The following is an 18,446-nucleotide window of genomic DNA, read 5'->3' as shown; positions in this document are numbered from 1 at the left end:
AAACCGAGGTGCCCCCGTGCCCACCCGCGTCCGTCCCGGCCGCATCGCCCTGGCCTGTGCCGTCGCACTCCCCTTGACCGCCTGCGCGACGGGCTCCCCCGTCGGGGTCGAGACCGTCGCCGACCGGACCTCCGCGTCGTGCGGCCTGTTCTTCGACGACTTCGACTACACCGGCCCCGAGGACCCGGCCCTGCGCGGCCAGGGCTGGAACGTCCGCAGTTGGCCCGGCGGCCCCGGCGTGCCCGGCGCGTCCTGGGACGCCGACAACATCTCCTTCGCCGAGGAGGGCGGCGACTCCCTGCTGCGCCTGACCTCGACCACGGACGGCACACCGGCGGGCACCAGCCAGGCCGAGCTGACCTTCGGCGAGGAGAAGTTCCACGAGGGCACCTACGCCGCCGAGGTCGAGTTCGCCGACGCCCCGGTCTCCGGCCGGGACGGCGACACCGTGCTCCAGACCTTCTACACGATCACGCCCCTGGCATACGACAACGATCCCGCCTACAGCGAGCTCGACTTCGAGTACCTGCCCAACTCGGGCTGGGGCGCCCCGGCGGAGGCCATGTACCTGACCTCGTACCACACCTACCAGCGCGACCCCTGGGTCGCGGACAACACCAGCGACGTGGTGAACCGCTCCTTCGGCGGATGGCGAGACCTGGTGGTCCAGGTGACGGACGGCGTGGTCCGCTACTACGTGGACACGCACCTGGTGGCCGAGCACAGCGGGAAGTACTACCCCTCGTCGCCGATGTCGATCAACTTCAACCAGTGGTTCGTCGACATGAGCGGCCACACCGGCGGCCCGAGCACCTACGTGCAGGACGTGGACTGGGTGTACCACCAGCAGGGCGAATCCGTGGCACCCGAGGAGGTCGACCGGCGCGTGGGCGCGCAGCGCGACGCGGGCGTCTCCCGCGTCGACGGGGTGGTCCTCGGCGGAACCTGCTGACGCTCCGGCCCGTCCGCAGGGCGGCGGACCGCCCGGCGGACGGGGACCGGCATGACCGGTCGCACACTCACAAAACGGTTCGAGGCCCTCTGACACCGTGATAGAGTCAAAGACGTCGCCAGGGAGACCGGGCGACACACAACTGAAAAGCCTGCACTCGTAGCTCAATGGATAGAGCATCTGACTACGGATCAGAAGGTTGGGGGTTCGAGTCCTCCCGAGTGCGCCACCTTGAGACAGTGGAGAAACCGCCGGACCCGCACACCACACGGGCCCGGCGGTTTCTTTCGTGCTGCCCGACGTCCGGCTGACAGCGGCCCGATCCGGCCCCTTACGGATGACTGCGGCGAATACGCGGTGCGGGGTGCAGCGCACCGCGGCCCACCGGGTCAAACCCCAACCGACCCGGCACGCGGGTCCGGTCATACAGCGCTTTCCGTGCCCCGAGGTGTCCACCGGTACAGGCCACGAGGGCCAGAAACCCCCGAAACCTTCGCTCCACGACGCTCGTCACGTCCCTCGTCGCCGTCAACGCACCCGGCGCGGACTCGCGGCGGCACCTCTTGGCCATGCCCAGCCCACCTCGCGGCCTGAGCCTGGGTGATGCCCCGGTCCAACCACTTGGACACAAGCCCGCAACAGGTCACAGGGGGTAGCGGCGAACGAGCCGGCCTGCCGCTCCTCACTGTGTTTTTCGCACATCCGCTTCGCTTCGGTCCGTGTTCGGGGGCCCGGAGAACAGGAGCCCTCGGCACCTCCAGAACCCCGTGGGCGCCCGAACGGACCCCTCCGGCACGAGACCGGTTCAAGAAACAGAACCCGGCCTCGTCCAGGCGCCGGACCGATCAGCGACCGCAGCTCGCCGGTGAATCGGGGCCCACATCGCTCGGGCCGGGTACCGGCGTCCCGTCAGTGTCGAGTTCCGCCAGCACGCGGTCCCAGACCCGCGCGGGAGGACTCACGAGGGGGTCGCGTTTCTCGGGGGTCACCAGCGAGATCACCGTGCGAAAGCGCTCCACCTCACGCTCGCAGCGCGCGCATCCGTCGATGTGCGACCGCTCCGCCAGGGTGGGTGGATCCAACCGTGCCACCAGTTCGGCGAGACGGTCGGCGTCAGGGTGCTCCACCTTCCACCTCCTCCATTCTGCTGCGTAGAAGGCACAGGCCCCGCTTGATGTGGCTTTTCACCGTTCCCAGCGGCAGGGACAGCGCGGAGGCGATCTGACTGTGCGTGCGCTCCTCGAAGAACGCCAGTTCGAGTACGGACCTGCGGGGCTCGCGCATCTGGGCGAGCTCCGTCTGCAGGGTGAGCCGCAAGGCCACACGATGCTCCTCGTCCACCCGCGTCTGGTGCTGTGCGGCCAAGACCGCAAAGGAGCGGCGTTCACGTTCGACGGCGGCGTGCCGGTCAGCGATACGCCGCCGGGTGATGCCCGCCAACCACGCCGACAGACTTCCTCGCTCGGGGTCGTAGTTCGTGCGCCCCCGCCAGGCGGCGACGAACACCTGCTGGGTGATGTCCTCTGCTTCCTGGGTGTTGAGAAAGGTCTTGCGTGCCATTCCGTGAACCAGGGGCGACCATCTTCGATAGGCCTCCGCGAGGCAGGACTGGTCACCGCTGGAAAAGGAAAGCGCCAGCTCGTTGTCATTCAACTCAGCGGCGCTCTGCTCCATGGGGAAATGCTAGCCCGCGTCCGGCCATCAGCCCCGGATTCACTCACCGCGATTCCAGGGGGACGGCGGTGACGACGATATTATGGCTGTACGAGGTGTTTTCCGGGTCAAATTCACCCCCGCAGGTGACCAACGTGAGCCGGTGCGGACCACGGCGGGCGAAGATCTCCTCGGTCGGCAGCTCTTCCTTGTCGATCAGTTCCCGCGCCACTATCCGGTAGGCGTGCGCGGTCCCGTCGGAGAGTTCGACCTCCACCACGTCGTCCACGTCCGCTCCTCCCAGCGGCCACAGCGCCCCGCGGCCCTGCTCGGCGGAGTCGACGTGCCCGACCAGAACGGCTGACCCCGACGTGGCCCCCGCCCCCGGCCCGAACCGGTACCACCCCACGCGGGTGATGTCCGACGGCACCTCGACCTGGCTGTCGTCGTCGACGCCGACCGGGTCGACCGGTGCGGACAGCCCGAGGTCGTGGGAGAGCAGCCTCTCCGGCTCCGCCGGCGCCGCGGTGACCGCGTCCCGGTCCTGCCGGGGGGCGTCCGGCGCGGGGGCGGCCGGACGGGCCGTCGGATCCTCCGTCAGGACCCGCGGTCCGGGGGGCCGTGCCCCGACGTCACCCGGACCGGCGGGCGCACCGATCAGAACCGCGGCCGACGAGGCCAGGAGCGACGTTCCGAGTACGGAGAGGATCCATGGACGTCTCACGGGAACCTCCCACACGGGGATACCGCACGCGGGGACCCCCCGCGTGCGGCGTCCTTCCCGCGGCCGCGCGAACCTACGCCGGGCCGCACCGGGCCGTCCGCCCACGCAGCGCGTACGCGGTCACCGCTGCCCCGGCCAAGCCGAGCAGCACGGCGACGGCCGTCCAGGCGGCCGAACCGTCCGCGGCTCCGCCCGTGCCGCCGGGTACGCCGGCGGGCGCCGAACCGCTACCGTCGATGGACTGCACGATGAGATCCAGGTTCCCGTCCTCCGCGCTCCCCCAGGCGTAGACGACGGTGTTGCTGCCCTCCTCCAGAGCCAGGTCGGCCGGACCGATCACCACGTCCTCGGTTCCGGTCAGGACGACGTCGGCCGAAATCGTACCGGCGCCCACCTGCAGCGTTTCCTCGTCGGGGTTGGACAACCCCTCGACGACCACTTCCCCGTCGGCGCGCACGTCCACCTCGGGGGCGGCGGCGGTGTGCCGCACCGTGAGCCGGGCCTCACCCGCGTCGATCTCCGATGTGTCGTTGACGAAGGGCGTGAGCACCGCCTCGCCTCCGGCGTCGAGATGGGCCACCACGCTCGCGTTGGCGCCCGCGGGGACGTCGACGTCCTGCGCCTCGACGACGGCCTCGGCGTCGGCCCCCGCTCCGGCCTCCGTGACCTTCAGGTCGTAGGTACCCGCGGGAAGGGCGAGCGCGTCGGAGACGCTGCCGGGTTGGAAGTCCTCCAGGACGGCGTCGCCGTCGACGTATACGTCGACGACCGCGTCGGGCACGGCGTGCACGACGGACACCTGCGCTTCCTGCGAGTCCGGGAACGCTGGTGCGGCCGAGCTGAGCAGAAGTGCCGTACCAGCGGCGGCGGCACCGATGACAGTCCACGGAAAGCGTTGCATCGTGTCCTCCGGGTCGATCAGCCGATCTCAGGTTTCATGGTCTCTTCTCCCGCGGAGGGTGGATCGGATGCGCTTCCCCTCATTTTTTTCCGTGTCTTCCCGAAGGGCACCGGGCTCCGGATGCGGTAGCGGTCGTCCAGGGCCGGGCGGTTCGAATTCGTCCCCCGGACCGGGGACGTCTCGGCGAGGCGGGTTCCGGGGAACCGATCCTTCTGGGGAGGCAGGCGCTTTCATTGTGTTCTTCTCGTCCGGCCTTTGCCCTTCGCGGTTTCCACCGTCCTTTTTCCAGGAGGTGATCAAAAAAGGGAAAAGCGCCCGCCGGCCGCCGTGGGACACGGTGCGGGGAGGGGCGGGTGCCGCCTCCATGCCGCTCGGGGCACACCATGCGTGGGATTTCGGAGGAACGCTCGGAGGAAGGCACGCGGCGGCGCGGTCGGCGGGGAACCGGTACCGCGGGCACGGCGTCGTCGGCCCGGTCCCGTCGCCGCGACGACCGAGGAGCGGCGGACCGGGGGCAGGGGGTTCGGGTCCCTTCGAGCGCACCGCCTCGAGACGGTGGACCGCGCCCGAGGCGCGGGGGAGGAACAGGGCGGCCCGGCCCCGGCGGGGCCGGGCCGCGCTGGACAGGATCAGGCCGGGGTGATCTCGGAAACGGTCGACGCGCCCATGTCCGGGTTGACGCAGACGCGGTCGTTTCCGCCCGTGGGCACGTAGGCGGAGCCCTCGTCGTTCCGGAGGAACAGGTGGGCACCGGACGCCTGGAGGGGGTTGCACTCCTCGGGGTCGTAGACCTCCGGGTTGGGACGGGACACGGTCACCTTGGCCGCCTCGCCCGGGTACAGCGCGAAGACGTCGCCGTCCTGCCCCTGAACCTGTGCGTCGGCGCCGATGAGGCTGCCGTCGGGCTCGCCCCAGTACATGTCCGCGACGGAGGGGTACATGGTGCAGGCCACGTCGTCCTCGGGGCTGAGCGGTTCCTGCTTGACCAGCTCGAACTCGATGTGGACGGTACCGGCCGCGCCCTCGCGCGCCGTCTCGGCCACCTCGAAGTCCGCAGCCGTGCAGTCGCGGACGCTCATGGTTCCCGCACCGGAGTCGGAGGCTCCGGCGACCGCGGGCGCGGACGCGAGCAGGAGCGCGGGCAGCGACACCGCGCCCAGGGCGGCGGCTCGGACCGGACCAATGCGAAATGCGCTCGTCATGACGGACATCCCCTCATCCCTCGTCTCGTGTTCCTTCCGTCGGCACCGGACGCCTCCTGACCGCTGGGCTGGCGACGCCGATCCCCTCTGTGTCGTTCTCTCCCGGAACCGATTTAAACAACGTTTACCAAAACGGCGCCGCCAGACGGGGCGAAGGGGCGTCCCCGTGCGCCAAGGTGGCGTCCGGACTCACGACATGCGGCCGACGGACAGAGGCTCACGGTGCACGCACCCGGAAATAGCCCACGGGCGCGGATAGCGTGTCGTCTGCCCGGTCAGCGCGAGGTGATCGCCGTTCGGGGTGGTGGGCGCCCGGCGGGCCCCCGTCCGTGCGAGTGCCGTGGCCTGCGGCGTAGCGGGGAGCGCTGGTCGGACCGGCCGCGGCGGTCCCGCCCGAACGGCTCCGAACGAAGTGGAGGTGGCGCGTGGAACCCGCCTTCATCGTGGCCGCGTTCGCCGGAGGGCTGGGCGCCCTGGCGGTGCGCCTGCCTCCCATGGTCGGTTTTCTGGCGGCGGGCTTCGTCCTCAAGGCCCTGGGTTACGGGGTGACTCCGACGCTGGAGAGCACGGCGAGCCTCGGGGTGACCCTCCTGCTCTTCACCATCGGACTGAAGCTGAACGTTCGCTCGCTGCTGCGTTACGAGGTGTGGGGCACCGCGACCATCCACATGCTCGCCTCCACCCTGGTGACCGCCCTCTTCGTCGGAGCGCTGCGGTTCAGCGGGCTGGCCATGCTCCGGGAAGTCGGCTGGCCGTCACTGCTCCTCATCGGCTTCGCCCTGTCCTTCTCCAGCACGGTCTTCGCGGCCAAGGCCCTGGAGGCGCGCAGCGAGTCCGGTTCGTTCTACGGGCGTCTGGCCATCGGTGTACTCATCACCCAGGACGTGTTCGCGGTCGCGTTCCTGTCAGCCTCCGCCGGAGAACACCCCAGCCCCTGGGCACCGCTGCTGCTCCTGCTGCTGCCGGCGGCCCCGTTGCTGCGCATGACGCTGGACCGCATCGGGCACGGGGAGATGCAGGTGCTCTTCGGAGTGACCGCCGCGCTCGTGGCGGGTCACACCCTGTTCGACGTGCTGGGCGTCAAGGGTGACCTGGGCGCCCTGGTCATCGGGCTGCTGCTCGCTCCCTCCTCCAACGCCCCCTCCCTGGCCAGGACGCTCATGTCGGTCAAGGAGGTCCTGCTGGTCGGCTTCTTCCTCAGCATCGGGCTCACGGCCCTGCCCACCGCCGGTTCCCTGCTGGCGATGCCGATCCTCCTGCTCATCCCCGTGAAGGTGGCGCTTTTCACGGCGCTGTTCCTGTGCTTCAGGCTCCGTGGGCGGACATCACTGCTGACGGGGATGGCACTGGGCAACTTCTCCGAGTTCGGGCTCATCATCGCTTCCATGGCGGTGTCGCGGGGTTGGCTGTCGCAGGACTGGCTGGTGACGCTGGCGCTCTTCGTGGCGCTGAGCTTCGTGCTGTCGGCACCGTTGAACGCCCTCGGCGAATCGGTGTCCCGCAGGCTCGGGCCCTGGCTGTCCCGCTATGAGCGTCCCGGCCCCCCGGAGGGGGACCGCCCCATCGAAGTCGCCGGGGCCCGCGCCGTCGTGTTGGGCATGGGGCGCGTGGGACGCGGGGCCTACGATCGGCTGATCGACGAATACGGGATCCCGGTGGTGGGGGTGGAGCACGACCCCGTCGCGGTGGGGCGCCTGAGGAAACGGGGCTACCTGGTCGTGGAGGGCGACGCCACCGACCCCGACTTCTGGGAACGGCTCCGGCTCGACCCGCAGGTGTGGCTGGTTGTTCTGGCCATGCCCCACCAACGGGGCAACCTGGCGGCGTTGGAACAGTTGCGCGGAGACGACCGACGCGCCACGATCGCGGGTGTGGTCACCCATGAGGAGGAGATCGAGGAGCTGCGCGCCAGAGGCGCCGACGCGGTCTTCCACCTGTACGGCGAGGCGGGACGCGCTCTGGTCGACGATGCGGTCGGGCGCCTCGACGGCTGAGGACCCGCCCCGCGGGACCGGCCTCGACCCTTCGCCGTCGAAGCCCCCTACCTGGGCGGAGCCGGTCGCGGGCGCACTCCCGTGTGGACCGCGCGAGGGGCTGCCCGGCTATCCTCCGGGAAGCCGCCCGCCGTGGCGGCGCCCGGGAAGCCGGGGCCGTACGCCGCTCGTCCCACCCACGGAGCGCCCCATGCCAGCACCGCACGCGCGGACCACCAACTGGGCAGGCAACGTGACCTTCGCCAGCCCGCGGGTCCACCGGCCCAGGACGCTGGACGAACTGCGCCGCGTCGTCCGCGGCAGCGCGCGGGTCCGCGCGCTGGGCAGCGGCCACTCCTTCAACCTCGTCGCCGACTCCGACGCAGACCTGGTGCGCCTGGACGCGCTGCCCGCGGAGGCGGAGATCGACGCCGGGGGCCGGACGGTCACCGTCACCGCCGGTACACGCTACGCCGAACTGGTCACCGCGCTGCACGAGCGGGGGTTCGCGCTGGCGAACCTGGCCTCGCTGCCGCACATCTCGGTCGCGGGCTCGTGCGCGACCGGCACCCACGGGTCCGGGGACGGCCAGCGCTGCCTGTCCGCCGCCGTGCGCGCGGTGCAGCTCCTGGGCCCCGACGGGGACCTGGCCTGGCTAAGCCGCGACGAGGACCCGGAGGTCTTCCCCGGCGCGGTGGTCGCGCTGGGCGCGCTGGGCGTCGTGACCCGGCTCTCCCTGGAGATCGAACCGGCGTTCACGGTGGCACAGCGGGTCCGCGTCGGGGTGCCCCTGGACGAAGTGGCCGACCGCGTCGACGACGTGTTCGGCGCTGCCTACAGCGTCAGCCTGTTCACCGACTGGCTCGGGGAGGGCTCCGTGTGGCTCAAGCACCGCACCGACCGCCCCGAGGGCGCCTGGCGGGGCGGTCGGCCGGCGTCCGGGCCGGTGCACCCCGTCCCGGGGATGCCCCCGGAACCCGGCACCGAGCAGATGGGGGTCGTCGGCCCCTGGCACGAGCGGCTCCCGCACTTTCGCCCCGAGCTGGAGCCGAGCGCGGGCAGGGAGCTGCAGTCCGAGTTCTACGTGCCCCGCGAGGCCGCGGGCGCCGCGTTCGCGGCCCTGCGCGGGATCGGGCACCTGCTGGCCCCGGCACTGTACGTCGCGGAGGTGCGCACGGTCCGCGCGGACGACCTGTGGCTGAGCCCCGCCCACGGCCGCGACTGCGTCACCTTCCACTTCACGTGGTTGCCGGACCCGCGGGCCGTGGCGCCGCTCCTGGCGGCCGTGGAGGAGCGGCTCCTGCCGCTGGGCGCCCGCCCGCACTGGGGCAAGCTGACCGCGATGGGCCCGGCCGAAATCACCGCCCGGTACGGGCGCGCGGCGGACTTCGCACGCCTCACACGCGCGCTCGACCCGGACGGCAAGTTCCGCAACGCCTTCACCGACGCGCTCTTCCCCCGAGGGTGAGACGGGTCCGGGGACGCCGGGCCGCCTCGCCGGGCCACCGCGAGGCGACCCGGCGGCGGAGCGCGGTCAGGCCGGGTCGGCCCCGGGCGTGGAAAAAAGGGGGCGAAGCGGGGGCGCCGGGAAAAGCCGGAGGGGAAGTCCCGGGGAACTCAGTGACCGGCCGACCGGAGCCTGTGCCAGGCGGTCGTCCAGCGCTGGCGCTCAGCGGCGTCCTCACCCGCGCAGGCGGTCACGAAGGCCATCAGGAACACGTACCGGGGCAGTTGCGTCCCCTCCAGGACGTCCCGGAAGGTGGTCGCCCGCACCGCTCCCCCGCACAGGTACTCCAGCTCCAGGTAGGACCAGTCGCCCGCCCACACCAGGTAGCGGCGCATGACCAGCAGGAACTCCGCGGGCGTCGTGGCGTCCACGGGGTTGGGGCGGCCCTCGTAGCCGTCCAGGGCTCGGACGGTCGGGTGGCGCTCGACGGCGGAGCCGGGGGTGGTGAGGACCCGGTCGAGCCAGCTCGTGCGACCGAGGGACCGGTTCGGTCCGGTGGGTTCGAGGACGCCCGTGGTGGTCACACCATCTCCTTTTCACCGGTCGAAGTCCACGCCATGAGGGGTTCTCTCGTAAGCGCCGCGCCTGTTCGGCGCGCACGCGAGCGGGGGTGGAGAGAACGACGAAGGCCGGATACGAGCTGTTGTGGGGAGAACTCCGGCGCTTCGGTTACGGAGAAACCTACCGGATGAACACGGAACGCGAAAGCGCCTGGCGACACGGTTTCGGAGAGGCGTTGGTCTCTCCCGTGCGTGACGTCGCCGCCACCGCTCCCACTGTTGTGTGCTTTTACCGCAAAGGGCAACAAAGGTCATCTGGAGCACCGGGCAAAACGTCGCCCGCGGGAGCAGCTCCCGAAACGCGACCACCTGGGACGCCGGGGGGCGAGTTCCCGAGTGCACCAAATTATTTTGTCCGAATATTCAATTCAAGCATGACCGTAACCAGGGTCACGGTGTCCACTCCAGCACCGTGGCGTCGTCGCTCCCCTTGCCGCGCGGATGACGGAGCCGGTCGGGGTCGGCGGACTCCAGTTCGCGCACCCGGTCCAGCAGGGCGCGCGGCCCCTTGTCCGAAACCAGGGAGAACGCCTGGCCCCAATCCAGGTCCCCGAAGAGGTCCACCACCCGGCTCGCCCCGTCGGTCATGGCGGTGAAGCGCCCGAGGGGCAGGGTTCCGGTCAGTGCCTCCTCGGCCGCACGGGGGTGGGCTCCCGCCGTCCAGAAACCCCCGGGAACGTTGCGGTACGCGCGGATGGCGTCCCGGGGGCTCCCCCGGCGGGCCAGGTCGGCCCTGAGGTCGTCCAGGCGGGTGTCGGTGAGTACGCGCACCCCGTCCGCGCCCTCCACCAGCAGCACGGAGTCGGACAGCACCAGGTACTCCAGCGCGTCGGAGCCGACCCGGACCACCACGACCGTGGCGGACGGGCTCTCCTGGTTGGCCAGGTCGCAGGTGTGCGCGTGCAGGGCGGAGGCCGTCGCGATCGCGTCGGCGAGGGCCTCGCGCAGGGGGACCCCCGCGTCGGCCCCGGCCAGCAGCAGCGCACCGAGCCGCCGGGTGTACCAGGCCACCCCGTGGGAGCAGCCCGTCTCCAGGTCCCTGGGCGCGCTCGCCCCGTCCAGGAGGACCGCGCTGGTCGCGGTCGCCGCGGCGAAGTCCTCGTTGGGGCGGCCGGGTGCACCCGGCTCCGTGGCGACGCGGAAGGGCATTCCCGGGATCTCCATTTCACGGACGGCACGTCTGTCGTGGGCACCGCGGCCCCGCCCCGGAGGCACGGCGACCACGCACTACATGCCCCGAGAAGTTACACCCATGGAAAGCAAATCTTTCGGACAGATGAACGATTCAGTAATTTTCTGGAGACGGTCGACATCGAACGGCCCGGCTCCGGAAAGGACGCGAGCGGAAGAAGCACACCCTGCGAAAAAAATGGGGATCCGTGGGGATCCGCACCCGCAGGGACCGGAACAGGAACCGGAAGATGACAAAGGAATGGATCACCTCATGTGGAATATTCCCTAATATTTTCGGAGAGCCAGGCGAATACTCAGGAGGAGGGCCCCGGCCCCGGTCAGAAAGGTGCTCTTCCTTCCGTTCTCACGGGCGCACCGGAGGAGGGACCCGGAACTCACCGTGTGGACCTACGGCGCGAACCCGTGCCCGCACTGCGCTGGTCCGTCCCCTTCGACATCGAGGACTTCGTCGCCCGGCGGACGAACCGCTTCGCCGACCTCCCGCGTGAACGACACCACGGGAGCGGACGAGGCGGCGGAGAGGCACGTCGAGGATTTCCCCGGCGGCCACTCCCCCTTCGCAAGCAGCTCCGAGAGGTGAGGTGCGGGGCGGCCCGGCCGTGCGGCCGGGCCGCCTCCGGGTCAGCGCACCAGGACGGTGGTGTGCACGTCGATGCCGCCGCTCTCCCAGAGCCAGTCCATCGCGGCCAGGCTCACCCGGGCGCATCCGTGGGAGGCGGGCTGGGCCGGGACGACCGGGTACCCGTGCACGGCGATGCCGCCGTTGAAGTACTTCGGTCTGTAGAGCGCACCGTAGGGACCGGGGTCCCAGGCGTCGACCTCGCGGAAGACGGTGTAGGTGCCGGTCGGGGTGGTGGCGATCCGCTCGGTGCCGTCCGAGGACTCGTAGGGCTGACCGGACCCGGTGGAGGTGTTGAGGACTCGCTCCACCTCGCCGCCGGAGACCACCAGCAGCAACTGCCGGTCCAGGTCGATCTCCAGCAGGTCGCCGGAGGTGCTCTGTGCCTCGGGGAGCACCCCCTCGGCGAGGGCTGCCCGGGTGGCCGGGCCCACGACGCCGTCGCGGGCGATCCCGGCGGCCTTCTGGAGGGCCACGACGGCCTGCTCGGTGTGGAAGCCGAACTGGCCGTCCACGCCGTCGATCCAGTAGCCCAGTTCGGAGAGGCGCTCCTGGACGGCGCTCACCCCGGCCCCGGAGCTGCCCTGGCGCAGTTCCGGTCCGGTGCTGACCGAGGCCGGTGCGGCGTGCGCGGCCGGGGCCGCCACGACGGCCCCGAGGAGCAGGGCGAACGCCGCGGCCACGGCCAGGAGGAGGGTCTGTTTCGGGTGCTGTGTCGGGAGGAAACGGGGGGTTGCCATACGTCCTCCTTACCCATCCGGCGCCCGGTTCTCCCCACCGCGCGGGACTTGTGGACGACTTCCGTCCTCGTGTGCGGGCGGACGTGCGCGGACGCGTCGGCGGTTTCCCGGGCCGCGCGTCCGCCGCGACGGCGGGCGGCGCCCGACCGGGTTCAGCGCCCTCCGGGGTCCGGGCTGTGCGAACGCGCGCGCAGGGACGAGGCGACGTGGGCCAGGGCCCGGCACCGGGCGAACTCCACGGCGGTGAAGGGGATGACCTCCCGGCGCACGGTCAGGACACCGCCGTCGGGCGCCGGAAGGGTCATGACCGTGCCGGACAGGTCCTCGCGGGCAGTTCCGGCGGGCGGTTCGGCGGTGTGCTCCACGGCCCGCGCGGAGGCCAGGGAGAGCAGCGAGCGCTCCAGCGTGGTCGCCCCGGTGACCAGGGCGCCGACCAGGGCGAGCGTGCGGCTGGTGGTGTCGCTGAGCTCGTGGACGTCGGCGCGGCGCACGGCGGCGTCGCGTCCGCCCGCCTCCCTTACGGCTGTGTACATGTCGCCCTCTCCCACGTGCGCGGGAGCGCTGACGAAGAACTCGTCCACGGCGTCCGCCCCGGACGGGTGGACCTGCATGAGCCGGATGTCGATCCCGAGGGCGGCGAACCGCGCGGTGAGCGCGGCCAGGCCGCCGGGCACGTCCGCGACCGTCGCGCGGACGCTCCACAGCAGGTCGTCGGACGGGGAGCGCACCGGTTCCCCGCCCGCCGGGGAACCGGCGGGAGCCCCGGGCCCTTCCCCGGCGGGCAGTCCGGCCGGGTGGTGGTTCCGGAAGGGGCCGCGGCCGCCGGCCGAGCCGGTGCTCCCGGGCGCCCCGGCGCTCGCGGGCGCGCCCACCGCCCCCGGGTCCCGGGGCGCTCGGGGAGCGGACGCGGCCTTGTGGCGGCGCCACCGGTGGACCGCGGAGACCGCGAGCAGCAGCAGCCCCACGGTGATCAGGACGCGGACGCCCGCGTCGCTGTGCCCGAGGGAGAGCACCACCAGGTGCGCCGCACCGGCGGCGAGGAGCAGGGTGCCCAGGTCGAGTGCCTCGCGGCCGAAGAAGCCGTGGCGGTGGTCGTCGGTTCCGTGCCGTCCTTCGGAAACGTCCATGGACCGAGGATCCCAGGGCGACGTTGCGCCCGTTCGCCCGTGCGTGAAGGACCGGTAACAACGGAGAGTGACTCCGGCCACTCCCGCGTGCGGCGCGCGTCCCCGCAGCGGACGCGCCCGGAGTCGGGCGCCTCCCGGCCGCACCGGGCAACGGCCGCCGAACCGGGGTTCCCGAGGCCGTGACGCTCCCGGGAAGACCGCCCGAGCAGCGAGGACGCGGGACTTCCCGGCTTCACTCACACGGAATATGCCGCGCCTCACAGCACTTCTACCGTGAGGTGGAACGGCAACGGTGTGTCCTGCCCATGACGACATCCTCCCGCTGGACGCCCTCCGTCCACAGACGCATGGAGCACACGGAACACATGAACCACAACGTGACCAGGACCGGACCGCAGAACAGGGCCCGCGATCCGCACCCGCGATCGACGAGCGGCTCCGAGGCGCCGGTGCGCACACTGCGCGCCCGGCACCCGCTGCCGCTCCTGGTAACCGGGACCGTCGCCTCCCTGGTGGCCCTACTCGCGACCGCCGAGATCACCACCACCCTGGCGGGCGGCTCGCTGCACCACCACGCGTGGATCTGGTTCGACACCCACGGACACGAAGAGCTCTGGGCGGCCCCCGAGGCGATGCTCGCGTCCGCGCTGCTCATGTCCATGGGGATGACCTTGGTCGTGCTCGCGCTCGTTCCCGCGCGCGGCGACTGGCTGGCGCTGTGCGACGACGGCGTCCGCCCCTCCGACGGCGTGCCCGGCCTCCGCCCCGCAGCGGAGGAGTAGGCACACCGGTCACGGCCTCACCCGCCCCGGGCCGGATCGTCCAGGTCGACGACATCGATGTCCAGGCGGGCGACCGGCAGGCCGAGCCGCTGTTCGGCCAGGGAGCGCATGGCGCGCCGGGCGGCGTCGGCGGCGTCCGGGATGGGGAAGCCGACGGCGACACGCGCCGTGGCCCGGACGGAGAGGCCCTCGCGGGTCTGCTCGACGCGGCAGCGGCCGACCACCACACCCGGGACGGACTCGACGGAGGTCCGGAGCATGGCCGCCACGGCAGACTCGCGGATCTCGGTGCCGCCGGGGCCGGAGCCGCTCAGGACGATCATTCCCTGGGAGCGGCGCTCGGCGCGCACCACGCGCATGACGTCCGTGAGCAGACCGGGAGGAGCGGTGACCTCCTCCTCGTCGTCCCGGCGCACAGCTTCGACGAGCGGGCGCAGCTCACCGGCCTCCGCCAGGCAGTACTGGCAGGAGGACTCGTGCCCGGTGAGCCGACCGGACAGCAGGTCCCTCAGGAGTGCGTCCACCGGGGTCCCGCAGGGCAGTCGGTCGTGGTCGTCGGACGGGTCTACCGCCATGGCTCAAGCGCCTCCACGAGATGGGTACGCGCGCGGTGAATACGTCCACGCACAGCGGTCGGGGTCGTGTCGACGATCTCCGCTATCTCTTCATAGCCCAATCCTTCCATTTCGCGCAGAACCCAGCAGATCCGTTGCGGGGGCGGCAATCCCGACAGCGCCTCGAACAGCGCCCCGCGCAGGTCGCCAGCGAGCGTCTCCCCCGCCGGTCCGGGTTCCCGTGCCTCCAACCGTTCGTCGTCCTCCACCGGTTCCACCGGCCTGCGGCCCCGCAGCATGTTCAGGGCACGCCGTCCCACGATGCGGTTGAGCCAGGCGGGGAAGCTCTGCGGGTCGGCGAGTTCGGGAAGCCTGCGCCAAGCGGTGATCAGGGCCTCCTGGGCCGCGTCCCGAGCGTCGGCGGGATCGCGCAGCACACGCAGGGCGATCCGGTAGACGATGTCCTGGTGCCGACGGACGAGGTCCTCGAACGCCCTGTCGTCCCCGTCCTGGGCGCGCTCCACGAGCACGCTCTCCGGAAGTGCGGTTTCCCTGTGCATCGTCGCTGCGGCCACCCCTCCCCGTACACGAGCACAGAGAAACTACCCCAGGTTTCCGCCGAACACGGCAGTCCCGCACCCGCGCCTCCCCCACACTATGAGTGACACAGGTCACACGAAAACGGCCGTGAGCCGACGGCCCTTCCCCGTGTCCTCCCCTGTGACGGCGCCGCGAGGGGTGCCGCCGAGCTAGCGAGGAGAGTACCGCCATGGGAGAGATCGGGTTCAGCCTCAGGAGGACGGCCGCCGGGCGCGCCGCCGAGGCGAACGTCCTGGCGGGCGCCCCGCCCCTGGCCCGCACCCCCGACGCCGCACCGGAGCACGCCCGGACCGACAGCCGGGGCGTGGTCGTCGACGCGGCCGCCCGTTTCACGGCCTCCTCGCGCGACCGGGCGCGGTAGAGGCCGCGACACCGCCGGAAGAGGAGTCGGCGGCGCCGCCCGGAACACCGCCGGTGCGGCTCGGATCGGCCCCGACGGCCCCGTACGAAGGACCGGCGGACGGGCCCGCCCACGGCGGGCCGCCCGCGTCCACCCCTGACCGAACACCAGAGAACACGAGGAGAACCGGCCATGGCCGCGAAGAGCAACCAGAGCAGTGAACTCGCCCCCGCCGAACTGCGAGGTGCGGGCAGCGCGGACAGCGCCCCCGTGCGCGCCCAGCACTCCCACGAACTGAGCACCGGCACCGGGCGCACCTCGATCGCCGACCACGTGGTCGCCAAGATCGCCGGTATGGCCGCCCGGGAGGTCCGGGGCGTCCACCACATGGGCGGCGGGGCCGGACGCGCCTTCGACGCCGTCCGCGAGCGCATCCCCGGCTCCACCTCCACCGGCACCGCGGCGCGCGGCGTGGCCGTGGAGGTCGGCGAGCGCCAGGCCGCGGTGGACATCAACCTCGTCGTCGAGTACGGCGTCTCGATCCCGGACCTGGCGGCCGCCGTGCGGCGCAACGTCGTCTCCGGCGTGGAGCGGATGACCGGCCTGGAGGTCACCGAGGTCAACGTGACCGTGGACGACATCCACCTGCCGGACGAGGAGGAGAGCCGTTCCACGGGCGAGCCGAGGGTCATGTGACGGCGGAGCGGACAGCGGCACACCGGCAGACACGACGTGAGGGAGTGAGGACCCATGTGGTCGATCGTCGGACTCGCCTTCGGGGCGGTCCTCGGCCTCGCCGCCGCCTTCGGGGGCTTCGGAGCCTTCCTCCTGGTCCTGGTCCTGGGAGCCGCGGGCTTCCTGGCGGGCAGGGCCTACGAGGGCGAGATCGACCTCGCGGAGCTGTTCACGCGCCGTGAGCGCGGTGGTCGCCTGTGAGCGCCGCCGAGGCATTCCCGGGGAGCCGCGCGCAGAACCCCGGGGAGGAAGCCGCGGAGGCCGCCGGAACACCCGGCGCGCGTGCGCGGTCCGGCGCCGAGCCGGACCGGCACGCGCCCCGGGTGCCGCCCGAGGAGCGCGGCGCCACGGTCGTGTCCGACCGGGCGGTCCGCCGCCTGGCGTGCGCTGCCGCCTCCGAGCACCGGTCCACCCGCCCCCTGGGCGAACGGCTCGGCGGGCTGGCGGGGGAGGGCCGCGGGGCCCGCGCCGAGGTGCGCCGGGGCGGCTCCCGCGTGGGGCTGCGCCTGGAGATCGCCGTCGCCTACCCCTCCCCGCTCGCCCGCACCGCCGAGGAGGTCCGCGCGCACGTGGCCGCCACGGTGGAGGGCCTCACCGGGCTGACCGTCCACAGCACCGACATCGAGATCGTCGAACTCGTACCCGCGCCGCGGGTGCGCTGAGCCATCGGAGGAAGCGGAGATGACTCCCCTCCAGGAGGAGGCGCGGACCCACGGGGCGTCCGCGGACCCGGGCGGCACCCCGCCCGGGGGCCGGCGCGGGGACCGCGGGGCCCGGCGGACCGCGGTGAGGGTCTTCCGGCCCCGGCGGTCGCTTCCCGCCGTCGTGGTCGCCGCCTCGGTGGCGACGGTCTCCGGGCTGGTGCTCGCCGTGATCACCGCGAGCATGGTCGGCGCGCCCGCGCCGTTCCCCGCGGTGGGCGGCGTGACCGCCCGCGCCGCCACGGTCCCGTGGGAGGCGCCCGAGACCATGCTGGCCTCGGGGGCCGCCGCGGCCCTGGGCCTGATGCTGCTGACCGCGGCGTTGCTGCCCGGGTACGGCGGCCACCTGGTCCTGCGCACCGACGACCGGGACATGGCCGTGGGCCTGTCCCGGCGGGCGCTGCGCGACATCCTCGCCGTCTCGGCGCGCGGGGTGGACGGGGTCCGCGGAGCGCGGGTGCGGGTGGGCCGCCGCACGGTGCGGGTGCGGGCGCGCACGCACGTACGCGGCGCACACTGGCTGAGGCGGGACGTGGACGCGGCCGTGCGCCGGAGGCTGGAGGAGCTCGTTCCGGTCCACGCGCCGAGGGTCCGCGTCCAGGTGCGGGAGGAGGCGTGAGCATGGACGGACAGCGGTCCGCACCGGAGCCGGACCCGTCCGGCACGGGCGACGCGGGCACGGGCGGCCCGGACACGGTCGGCATCGCCGCGGGCGGTACCGGCGGGACCGCCCCGGGCACGGGCGACGAGGGCACGGCGGCCGCCGACACGGTCGGCACCGGCACGGTCGGCACCGGCACGACACGCGCCGACGCGTCACACGGGCACGCCCCGACCCGGTCCACGATCCGGGGCTTCCCCCACCGCCGCAGCAGGTGGACCGCGCGGGGAAACCGGCTCGGACTGCTCCTCACAGGCCTGGTGCTCCTGGTCGGCGGCGGGGCCGGACTCGCCGTAGGCGGCGGCCTGTTCGGTGACGGCCCCGCCGCCGCCCCGCTGACCGGCCTAGAACCGGTGGCACGGGTCCTGGCCTGGCCCTGGACACCGCACTCCGCCGCTGCTGTCGCGCTGGTGCTCACCGTGCTGTCCGTGCGCTGGCTCCTGCTCCAGGGCCGCGCGTACCGCCCGCGCAGGCTGCTCGTGGGCGCGGACACGGCGGCGGGGCGGACCGAGGTGTCGCCGTCCGCCGCAGGGGGAGCCCTGGTCGCCCAGCTCAGCGCGCACCCGCGCGTGGTGCGCGGCAGGGCGAGGTTCACAGAGTCCGCGCGGGAGCCGCGCCTGTGGCTCGACCTGGTGCTGACCGAGGACGCCGATCCCGTTGAGGTGTGGCACGCCTGCCGGGACGACGGGGTCGACTCCCTGCGCGAGTCCCTGGAGCTGGAGCGGCTGCCCACCGTCGTGCGCATGTCGGCCTCGGGGCGCAGCGGGGGCAGAGACCTCGCCTGACTCGTGCGCCCCAGGGGAAACGGAAGCCGGGCCCCGCCCGGCCCCCGTACGCCCTACCGGGCGCACGTGAACGAGAACACCGACCGTCCCGCGCGCCCCGCTGAGGGGGAGCGGGCGCGCGGGACGGTCGGTGTTC

The 18,446-nt window shown here is 72.5% G+C and carries 21 protein-coding genes and 1 tRNA gene; 11 read left to right on the top strand and 11 right to left on the bottom strand.

Annotated features, from left to right (window positions below; all coding sequences use genetic code 11):
• Positions 1-16: 16 nt before the first annotated feature.
• Together ABD54_RS19260 and ABD54_RS19255 are read left to right on the top strand one after the other, a co-directional pair.
• On the top strand, positions 17-952 hold the full coding sequence (locus ABD54_RS19260; protein WP_047870905.1) for a glycoside hydrolase family 16 protein: 936 nt from the start codon (positions 17-19) through the stop codon (positions 950-952).
• 153 nt (positions 953-1,105) lie between these two features.
• Positions 1,106-1,181 (top strand) — tRNA-Arg (locus ABD54_RS19255).
• A 616-nt stretch (positions 1,182-1,797) separates the two neighbouring features.
• On the opposite strand, the gene ABD54_RS19250 is transcribed toward ABD54_RS19255, so the two are convergent.
• The 5 genes from ABD54_RS19250 to ABD54_RS19230 form a co-directional block, all read right to left on the bottom strand.
• Positions 1,798-2,079 carry a hypothetical protein gene (locus ABD54_RS19250; protein WP_047870904.1) on the bottom strand — a complete coding sequence of 94 codons (282 nt, stop codon included), beginning with the start codon at positions 2,077-2,079 and terminating at the stop codon, positions 1,798-1,800.
• The gene (locus tag ABD54_RS19245; RefSeq protein ID WP_047870903.1) at positions 2,066-2,626 is read right to left on the bottom strand and encodes a sigma-70 family RNA polymerase sigma factor; all 561 of its coding nucleotides are present in this window, start codon (positions 2,624-2,626) and stop codon (positions 2,066-2,068) included. The genes ABD54_RS19250 and ABD54_RS19245 overlap by 14 nt, the downstream gene beginning before the upstream one ends.
• Positions 2,627-2,669: 43 nt before the next feature.
• A complete protein-coding gene (locus ABD54_RS19240; RefSeq protein ID WP_053063623.1) occupies positions 2,670-3,329 on the bottom strand; it encodes a class F sortase in 660 nt (219 codons plus the stop codon).
• Between the two features lie 73 nt (positions 3,330-3,402).
• A complete protein-coding gene (locus ABD54_RS19235) occupies positions 3,403-4,128 on the bottom strand; it encodes a DUF4397 domain-containing protein (RefSeq protein ID WP_235432111.1) in 726 nt (241 codons plus the stop codon).
• A 731-nt stretch (positions 4,129-4,859) separates the two neighbouring features.
• A complete protein-coding gene (locus ABD54_RS19230; protein ID WP_082166904.1) occupies positions 4,860-5,432 on the bottom strand; it encodes a hypothetical protein in 573 nt (190 codons plus the stop codon).
• A 425-nt stretch (positions 5,433-5,857) separates the two neighbouring features.
• Here ABD54_RS19230 and ABD54_RS19225 point away from each other — a divergent pair, with 425 nt between their 5' ends.
• Together ABD54_RS19225 and ABD54_RS19220 are read left to right on the top strand one after the other, a co-directional pair.
• Positions 5,858-7,426: a cation:proton antiporter family protein gene (locus tag ABD54_RS19225; protein WP_047870900.1), complete on the top strand. Its 1,569-nt coding sequence runs from the start codon at positions 5,858-5,860 to the stop codon at positions 7,424-7,426.
• A gap of 190 nt (positions 7,427-7,616) precedes the next feature.
• Complete coding sequence (locus ABD54_RS19220; RefSeq protein ID WP_047870899.1) at positions 7,617-8,873, top strand: FAD-binding protein; 1,257 nt, start codon at positions 7,617-7,619, stop codon at positions 8,871-8,873.
• A 149-nt stretch (positions 8,874-9,022) separates the two neighbouring features.
• On the opposite strand, the gene ABD54_RS19215 is transcribed toward ABD54_RS19220, so the two are convergent.
• The 4 genes from ABD54_RS19215 to ABD54_RS19200 form a co-directional block, all read right to left on the bottom strand.
• A complete protein-coding gene (locus tag ABD54_RS19215) occupies positions 9,023-9,436 on the bottom strand; it encodes a hypothetical protein (protein ID WP_047870898.1) in 414 nt (137 codons plus the stop codon).
• Between the two features lie 426 nt (positions 9,437-9,862).
• Positions 9,863-10,621 carry a protein phosphatase 2C domain-containing protein gene (locus ABD54_RS19210; protein ID WP_047870897.1) on the bottom strand — a complete coding sequence of 253 codons (759 nt, stop codon included), beginning with the start codon at positions 10,619-10,621 and terminating at the stop codon, positions 9,863-9,865.
• A 666-nt stretch (positions 10,622-11,287) separates the two neighbouring features.
• Positions 11,288-12,025: a L,D-transpeptidase family protein gene (locus tag ABD54_RS19205; RefSeq protein WP_047870896.1), complete on the bottom strand. Its 738-nt coding sequence runs from the start codon at positions 12,023-12,025 to the stop codon at positions 11,288-11,290.
• Between the two features lie 152 nt (positions 12,026-12,177).
• The gene (locus tag ABD54_RS19200; RefSeq protein WP_047870895.1) at positions 12,178-13,152 is read right to left on the bottom strand and encodes an ACT domain-containing protein; all 975 of its coding nucleotides are present in this window, start codon (positions 13,150-13,152) and stop codon (positions 12,178-12,180) included.
• 365 nt (positions 13,153-13,517) lie between these two features.
• Here ABD54_RS19200 and ABD54_RS19195 point away from each other — a divergent pair, with 365 nt between their 5' ends.
• Entirely contained in the window at positions 13,518-13,934 is a 417-nt protein-coding gene (locus ABD54_RS19195) for a hypothetical protein (protein WP_047870894.1), read from the top strand.
• Between the two features lie 17 nt (positions 13,935-13,951).
• On the opposite strand, the gene ABD54_RS19190 is transcribed toward ABD54_RS19195, so the two are convergent.
• Complete coding sequence (locus ABD54_RS19190; RefSeq protein WP_047870893.1) at positions 13,952-14,509, bottom strand: hypothetical protein; 558 nt, start codon at positions 14,507-14,509, stop codon at positions 13,952-13,954.
• The gene (locus ABD54_RS19185; protein WP_047870907.1) at positions 14,500-15,048 is read right to left on the bottom strand and encodes an RNA polymerase sigma factor; all 549 of its coding nucleotides are present in this window, start codon (positions 15,046-15,048) and stop codon (positions 14,500-14,502) included. The genes ABD54_RS19190 and ABD54_RS19185 overlap by 10 nt, the downstream gene beginning before the upstream one ends.
• Positions 15,049-15,257: 209 nt before the next feature.
• Here ABD54_RS19185 and ABD54_RS19180 point away from each other — a divergent pair, with 209 nt between their 5' ends.
• From ABD54_RS19180 to ABD54_RS19155, 6 genes are all read left to right on the top strand, one after another.
• Positions 15,258-15,449 (top strand): hypothetical protein, encoded by a 192-nt coding sequence (locus ABD54_RS19180; RefSeq protein WP_047870892.1) that lies wholly within the window; start codon positions 15,258-15,260, stop codon positions 15,447-15,449.
• A gap of 171 nt (positions 15,450-15,620) precedes the next feature.
• Positions 15,621-16,124, top strand: coding sequence for an Asp23/Gls24 family envelope stress response protein (locus ABD54_RS19175; RefSeq protein WP_047870891.1), 504 nt, complete (start codon positions 15,621-15,623; stop codon positions 16,122-16,124).
• Positions 16,125-16,178: 54 nt separating this feature from the next.
• Complete coding sequence (locus tag ABD54_RS19170) at positions 16,179-16,364, top strand: hypothetical protein (protein ID WP_047870890.1); 186 nt, start codon at positions 16,179-16,181, stop codon at positions 16,362-16,364.
• Positions 16,361-16,825 (top strand): Asp23/Gls24 family envelope stress response protein, encoded by a 465-nt coding sequence (locus ABD54_RS19165; protein WP_047870889.1) that lies wholly within the window; start codon positions 16,361-16,363, stop codon positions 16,823-16,825. Before ABD54_RS19170 ends, ABD54_RS19165 begins: the two co-directional genes overlap by 4 nt.
• A gap of 19 nt (positions 16,826-16,844) precedes the next feature.
• Entirely contained in the window at positions 16,845-17,483 is a 639-nt protein-coding gene (locus ABD54_RS19160) for a DUF6286 domain-containing protein (RefSeq protein ID WP_047870888.1), read from the top strand.
• Between the two features lie 2 nt (positions 17,484-17,485).
• Positions 17,486-18,310: a copper transporter family protein gene (locus ABD54_RS19155; protein ID WP_053063622.1), complete on the top strand. Its 825-nt coding sequence runs from the start codon at positions 17,486-17,488 to the stop codon at positions 18,308-18,310.
• Positions 18,311-18,446 lie beyond the last annotated feature (136 nt).

This window comes from Nocardiopsis sp. RV163, assembly GCF_001029525.1.
In the GTDB taxonomy this organism is placed as follows: Bacteria; Actinomycetota; Actinomycetes; order Streptosporangiales; family Streptosporangiaceae; genus Nocardiopsis; species Nocardiopsis dassonvillei.
This window is presented reverse-complemented; position numbering and strand designations above follow the sequence as displayed.

What these genes read in the sequence shown, in the direction of transcription:
- ABD54_RS19170 (WP_047870890.1), top strand. Translation starts at nt 16,179, where the DNA reads ATGTGGTCGATCGTCGGACTCGCCTTCGGGGCGGTCCTCGGCCTCGCC.
- ABD54_RS19175 (WP_047870891.1), top strand. Translation starts at nt 15,621, where the DNA reads ATGGCCGCGAAGAGCAACCAGAGCAGTGAACTCGCCCCCGCCGAACTG.
- ABD54_RS19220 (WP_047870899.1), top strand. Translation starts at nt 7,617, where the DNA reads ATGCCAGCACCGCACGCGCGGACCACCAACTGGGCAGGCAACGTGACC.
- ABD54_RS19185 (WP_047870907.1), bottom strand. Translation starts at nt 15,048, where the DNA reads ATGCACAGGGAAACCGCACTTCCGGAGAGCGTGCTCGTGGAGCGCGCC.
- ABD54_RS19190 (WP_047870893.1), bottom strand. Translation starts at nt 14,509, where the DNA reads ATGGCGGTAGACCCGTCCGACGACCACGACCGACTGCCCTGCGGGACC.
- ABD54_RS19210 (WP_047870897.1), bottom strand. Translation starts at nt 10,621, where the DNA reads ATGCCCTTCCGCGTCGCCACGGAGCCGGGTGCACCCGGCCGCCCCAAC.
- ABD54_RS19200 (WP_047870895.1), bottom strand. Translation starts at nt 13,152, where the DNA reads ATGGACGTTTCCGAAGGACGGCACGGAACCGACGACCACCGCCACGGC.
- ABD54_RS19180 (WP_047870892.1), top strand. Translation starts at nt 15,258, where the DNA reads ATGGGAGAGATCGGGTTCAGCCTCAGGAGGACGGCCGCCGGGCGCGCC.
- ABD54_RS19155 (WP_053063622.1), top strand. Translation starts at nt 17,486, where the DNA reads ATGGACGGACAGCGGTCCGCACCGGAGCCGGACCCGTCCGGCACGGGC.
- ABD54_RS19160 (WP_047870888.1), top strand. Translation starts at nt 16,845, where the DNA reads ATGACTCCCCTCCAGGAGGAGGCGCGGACCCACGGGGCGTCCGCGGAC.
- ABD54_RS19230 (WP_082166904.1), bottom strand. Translation starts at nt 5,432, where the DNA reads ATGACGAGCGCATTTCGCATTGGTCCGGTCCGAGCCGCCGCCCTGGGC.
- ABD54_RS19195 (WP_047870894.1), top strand. Translation starts at nt 13,518, where the DNA reads ATGAACCACAACGTGACCAGGACCGGACCGCAGAACAGGGCCCGCGAT.
- ABD54_RS19205 (WP_047870896.1), bottom strand. Translation starts at nt 12,025, where the DNA reads ATGGCAACCCCCCGTTTCCTCCCGACACAGCACCCGAAACAGACCCTC.
- ABD54_RS19245 (WP_047870903.1), bottom strand. Translation starts at nt 2,626, where the DNA reads ATGGAGCAGAGCGCCGCTGAGTTGAATGACAACGAGCTGGCGCTTTCC.